This is a genomic window from Devosia sp. (assembly GCF_041917035.1).
Taxonomy (GTDB): domain Bacteria; phylum Pseudomonadota; class Alphaproteobacteria; order Rhizobiales; family Devosiaceae; genus Devosia_A.
Map to the genome: position 1 here is coordinate 1 of NZ_JAYRYM010000259.1, position 4984 is coordinate 4984.

General features: G+C 68.2%; 5 protein-coding genes. 2 read left to right on the forward strand and 3 right to left on the reverse strand.

From position 1 onward, the window contains the following. Positions 1-48: 48 nt before the first annotated feature. From ACE3TU_RS18725 to araD1, 3 genes are all read right to left on the reverse strand, one after another. A complete protein-coding gene (locus ACE3TU_RS18725) occupies positions 49-324 on the reverse strand; it encodes a type II toxin-antitoxin system RelB/DinJ family antitoxin (protein ID WP_374626981.1) in 276 nt (91 codons plus the stop codon). A 59-nt stretch (positions 325-383) separates the two neighbouring features. Continuing rightward, positions 384-1430, reverse strand: a complete 1047-nt coding sequence (locus ACE3TU_RS18730; RefSeq protein ID WP_374626983.1) for an aldo/keto reductase — start codon at positions 1428-1430, stop codon at positions 384-386. 131 nt (positions 1431-1561) lie between these two features. Next, complete coding sequence (gene araD1 / locus ACE3TU_RS18735; RefSeq protein ID WP_374626985.1) at positions 1562-2554, reverse strand: AraD1 family protein; 993 nt, start codon at positions 2552-2554, stop codon at positions 1562-1564. Between the two features lie 273 nt (positions 2555-2827). Between araD1 and recA the strand changes: the two genes are divergently transcribed. Next, positions 2828-3904, forward strand: coding sequence for a recombinase RecA (recA, locus tag ACE3TU_RS18740; RefSeq protein ID WP_374626987.1), 1077 nt, complete (start codon positions 2828-2830; stop codon positions 3902-3904). A gap of 612 nt (positions 3905-4516) precedes the next feature. After that, positions 4517-4984 (forward strand): alpha/beta fold hydrolase (locus tag ACE3TU_RS18745; protein WP_374626989.1); only part of this gene is annotated, 468 nt, incomplete at its 3' end.

Genomic DNA, 4984 nt, shown 5'->3' on the forward strand with positions numbered 1-4984 from the left:
TGGAACTTGCGCGCTTAGGCGAACGGGCGTGGAAGCGATGTCCGCCTGCTACTCTGACTTCTTGTCGAGGGCATCGAACATCTCTTCCGGGGTCGAGAAGCGTGTCCGCATGTTGGCCGCGATCTCCTCGGCTTCCGCCATGGCCGCCCGCGTTTCCGCGTTGGGGATCTTCAGTTCGAAGGGCAGGGCGCCATCGCGGGCAACGCGGGTCAGCGTCATCCGGATGACGTCCGACACTGTCAGGCCCATCTCCTGGAGGACAGCGGCGGCGGCGTCCCGGGTTTTTTCGTCCATGCGGGCGCGCACAAAGGCGGTGGCGGCCATCGATGCCTCCTAGGCTACACCCATTCTGTTGCTCAGCTGAGCAACAGAATCAATGAGCGCTACGCCGTCCGGCCGTTCGGCAGCGGCGTGCCCGGTGCGACGAGGCGCTGGTCGGCCAGCGCATCCCAGAAGCCGGCAGGGATCGGGGTGTGCCACCAGGCGAGGATGCCATCGAGCTCGGCCGGCGATTTCGGCCCGGTGAGCACCGACACAACGGTGGGATGGGCGACGCCGAACTGCAGCGCCGCCGCGCCGAGCGGGATGCCGAAGGCATCCGCCACCGCCCTAAGCGCGGTGACCTTCTCGACGATGTTCGGCGGCGCCTTCTGGTAGGCCCCGTTCGACGGCCCCCAGATGTCGGTGCCGGCGAGGACGCCGGCGGCAAAGGGGCCCGCCGCGATCACCGAGGTGCCGGCCCTCGCGGCCTCCGGAAAGAGCCGCTCGAGCGGGGTCTGCTCGATCAGGTTGTAGCGATTGGCAACGAGGAACACGTCCCAGTCGCCGATGCCGAGGGCATCGAGCAGGACCGGGACTTCGTTGACGCCGAAGCCGATGGCCCTGACGTCGCCATTGCGGCGCAGCTCGTCGAGCGCGCGATAGCCGCCCGAGCTGAGGTCGGCCCAGTGCTTGCGGTTGCCCTCCTCGCCGTGGCTCTGCACGCCGATATCGTGGACCAGCAGGATCTCGACATGGCCGAGCCCGAGGCGCTGCAGGCTGTCCTCGTAGGAGCGCATGATCGCATCGTAGCTGTAGTCGTAGGCGATCTCGAACGGGAACGGGTAGGTCCAGCTGCGCGGCACGGTGCGCTGCGCCTCGGAGCGGACGGGACGCAGCAGCCGCCCGACCTTGGTCGAGATGACCACATCGTCGTGGCGGTAGCGCAGCGCATCACCCATCAGGTGCTCGGCCCGGCCGTCGCCGTAGTGGGGCGCCGTGTCGTAGTAGCCGATGCCGGCATCGAGGGCGCGGCTGACCACGGACCGTGCCTGCTCGTCGGGCACCTCGTTGCCGAACATGCCCGAGAGCGTGGCACCGCCCAGCCCGAGCTCGCTCAGCTCGAGGTTCGTGCGACCGACCCGACGCGTGTTGAAACCCCTGGCGCTCATGGCCTGTCCTCCTTCGGCTGTGCAAGGCGGCGGACACTGACATGTCAGTGTGAGGAGGTAAACCCGTCCAAGGGTCTATCGATCGAGGGGTGCCGGCCCCGAGGGGATCGTCCCGGAGCCGGCCCGCGGGCCTAGAGCTGGCGGATGGCGAAGGGCTGCTCGGCATCCCAGGCGACGGCATTGCGCAGCGGCAGCCCGAACTGGCTCTCCTCGATCTCGAAGACGTCGCCCGGTTCGGTCTTGATGCCGTCGGCAAAGCTGAGCGTGGCGGTGCCGAACATGTGCACGTGGACATCGCCCGGCTGGCGGAACAGCCCGTACTTGAAGTGGTGGTATTCGAGGTTGGCGATGGTGTGGCTCATGTTGTCCTCGCCCGAGAGGAAGGGCTTCTCCCACAGCACCTTGCCGCCACGCAGGATGCGCGACATGCCCGCGACATGGCGCGGCAGCGCCCCGACCCGCAGTTCGGGGCCGAACGAGCAGAAGCGCAGCTTGGAATGGGCCAGATAGAGGTAGTTCACCCGCTCGGTGACATGGTCGGAGAACTCGTTGCCGAGCGCGAAGCCGAGCCGCAGCGGCGTGCCGTCGTCGCCGATCACGTAGATGCCGGCGATCTCCGGCTCTTCACCGGCATCGCGGGCGAAGGCGGGGGAGGGGATCGGCTTCCCCGGAGCCGCGACGGCGTAGCCATTGCCCTTGTAGAACCACTCAGGCTGGACGCCGATCTCGCCCGGCGCCGGCTTGCCGCCTTCGAGCCCCATGCGGAACATCTTCATCGAATCGGTGAGCGGCGCTTCCGCCGCCTGCTGGTTCGACTTGTGCATGGCATCGCGGGTGGAGGCCGAACCCAGGTGCGTCAGCCCGGTGCCGGTGACGTGCAGGTGGGCCAGGTCGGGATGGTCGATCGGGGCGAGCAGGCGTCCCTCGGCGGCCAGCGCGGCCTTGTCGACGGCGGCGCCCAGCCCCTTCTCGATCACCAGTGCCCGCAGGTCGAGCCCGCGTCGCCCGGCTTCGAGCGCCAGCTGGTAGACGCTGGTCGCGCCCGCGACGAGACTGGTGACGCCGCCCTCGGTCGCGGCGACGGCACGGCCGCCCTTGTCGGCGGCGAACTGGATCAAGCGCATCGGATACTCCCTCCCTCGGATGGCCGCCCTAGTAGCGCGCCGCGCCATGCTTTGCATCAGGAAACTGGATAGGGATCACCCTTCCGGCAGCGCGGATCGGGCAGGGCGGGGGGGCGATGAGGCGATGGGGCGGCGATTCTGTTCATGCCGAAAGCGATGTTCCTATTTTGTGCTTGACGCTCCCGCAACAAAATGAGAACAAATCCGGCACACTCAGTGGACGGATCGGCGGTTTGCGCGAGGCAGACCGAAATGGAATAAGGGAGATCGGGTATGGCTGCTGTAGCGCCCCTGCGGGTGGTTGAGGGATCGATGGACAAGGACAAGGCGCTGGCGGCGGCTCTGAGCCAGATCGAGCGCAGCTTCGGCAAGGGCACGGTGATGCGCTTCGGCGAGGGCGCCATCGCGCAGGTCGAGGCGATCTCGACCGGCTCGCTCGGGCTCGACATCGCGCTCGGCATCGGCGGCCTGCCGCGCGGCCGCATCATCGAGGTGTTCGGGCCGGAAAGCTCTGGCAAGACGACCCTGGCGCTGCATGTCGTGGCCGAAGCGCAGAAGAATGGCGGCATCGCGGCCTTTGTCGATGCCGAGCACGCGCTCGATCCGATCTACGCTCGCAAGCTGGGCGTGAAGGTCGACGAACTGCTGATCTCGCAGCCCGATACCGGCGAGCAGGCGCTGGAGATTGCCGACACGCTGGTCCGCTCCGGCGCGATCGACGTGCTGGTGGTCGACTCGGTCGCGGCGCTGACGCCCAAGGCCGAGCTCGAGGGAGAAATGGGCGATTCGATGCCGGGTCTGCAGGCCCGGCTGATGAGCCAGGCCATGCGCAAGCTCACCGGCTCGATCTCGAAGTCGAAGGCCATGGTCATCTTCATCAACCAGATCCGCATGAAGATCGGCGTGATGTACGGATCGCCGGAGACCACCACCGGCGGCAATGCCCTGAAGTTCTACTCCTCGGTGCGCCTCGACATCCGCCGCATCGGCGCGATCAAGGAACGCGAGGAGGTGATCGGCAACCAGACGCGGGTGAAGGTGGTCAAGAACAAACTGGCGCCGCCGTTCCGTCAGGTCGAGTTCGACATCATGTATGGCGAGGGCATCTCGAAGACCGGCGAGTTACTGGACCTGGGCGTCAAGTCCGGCATCGTCGAGAAGTCCGGCGCCTGGTTCTCCTACGACAGCCAGCGGCTGGGGCAGGGACGGGAGAACTCCCGGCAGTTCCTCAAGGACAACCCGCAGATCGCCGACCAGATCGAGCGCGGCGTGCGGGAGAGTTCGGGCGTGCTGTCCGAGGCGCTGCTGGCCGGCCCGGAGGGCGATGAAGGGGACGACGGCGAGCCGTGAGGCCGCCGCGCGGGATGTGACGAGGGGCAGCCGCGGGCGGCTGTCCTGTCGAGCGTGGGGCTGAATCGGTCCTCGCGGCCGGGCCGGGCCGGGATGGCACGCGTGCGGGCGGTGCGTTCCGGGTGGGCCAGCCGGTCGGCCGGGTGAGGGCCGGCCTTGCGCGGCGGATGACTGGCTGAGCGCTTCTTGGCGTTTCCCCGAGGCGATGCTCGCCCCCGTTCGAGTCGCATCCACGCCAGTCGTTTTTTGCGGGGCATGCGTTCGCCGCCGAGCAGGGGCGCTATCGTGCTGCATGCCCGGGCGGCTGGCCGCCGCCGGTCTGGCTGCCTCTGGTCGCTTCGCGAGCCGGTCTTCGCCGTCCGGCCAGTGCGCTGCCTTCCGTGTCCCGGAGTTGATGCGCGCCGCCGGTCGAACGGCCTCTTGCCGCTTTGCGAACCGCTCCTCGCCCGCTTCCGGAGCTGGTGCTTGCCGTCGATCTGGCCGCGTCTCGCCGTCGGTCGGCAGGCCGCAGGCGCCTCGCGGCGGAGTGCTGTGCACGCAGGGGGGCGGGAACACCATTGCGATAGTGCATGCGGGCGCACTAGAAGCCGGGGCAAAGAGGAGGCCGCGCCCGTGCCGCAGTTCCTGTCGGATGGAATAGAAATCGCCTACGACGTCCACGGCGATGGTCCGCCGATCCTCCTGATCCATGGCTTCGGCTCCTCGGGCAAGGTCAACTGGCTGGATACCGGCTGGGTCGATGCCCTGACGGGGGCGGGCTACCGCGCCATCACCGCCGACAATCGCGGACACGGTGCCTCGCGCAAGCTCTACGATGCCCGGCTCTACTTCGCCCATGACATGGCCGAGGATGCCCGGCGGCTGCTCGACCACCTCGGGGTGACGCGCTGTCCGGTGATCGGCTACTCGATGGGGGCGCGCATCGCCGCCTTTCTGGCCCTGGCCCACCCGGATCGCGTCGATGCCCTGGTGCTCGGGGGCATGGGCATGAACCTGGTGTCGGGTCTGGCCGACAGCGAGGAGATCATCGAGGCGCTCACCGCCGAATCGCTCGACATGGTCGCCGGGCGGACCGGGCGG

Excerpts from the sequence above, each read along its gene's own strand:
- ACE3TU_RS18725 (WP_374626981.1), bottom strand. The coding sequence starts at position 324 with ATGGCCGCCACCGCCTTTGTGCGCGCCCGCATGGACGAAAAAACCCGG.
- ACE3TU_RS18730 (WP_374626983.1), bottom strand. The coding sequence starts at position 1,430 with ATGAGCGCCAGGGGTTTCAACACGCGTCGGGTCGGTCGCACGAACCTC.
- araD1 (WP_374626985.1), bottom strand. The coding sequence starts at position 2,554 with ATGCGCTTGATCCAGTTCGCCGCCGACAAGGGCGGCCGTGCCGTCGCC.
- recA (WP_374626987.1), top strand. The coding sequence starts at position 2,828 with ATGGCTGCTGTAGCGCCCCTGCGGGTGGTTGAGGGATCGATGGACAAG.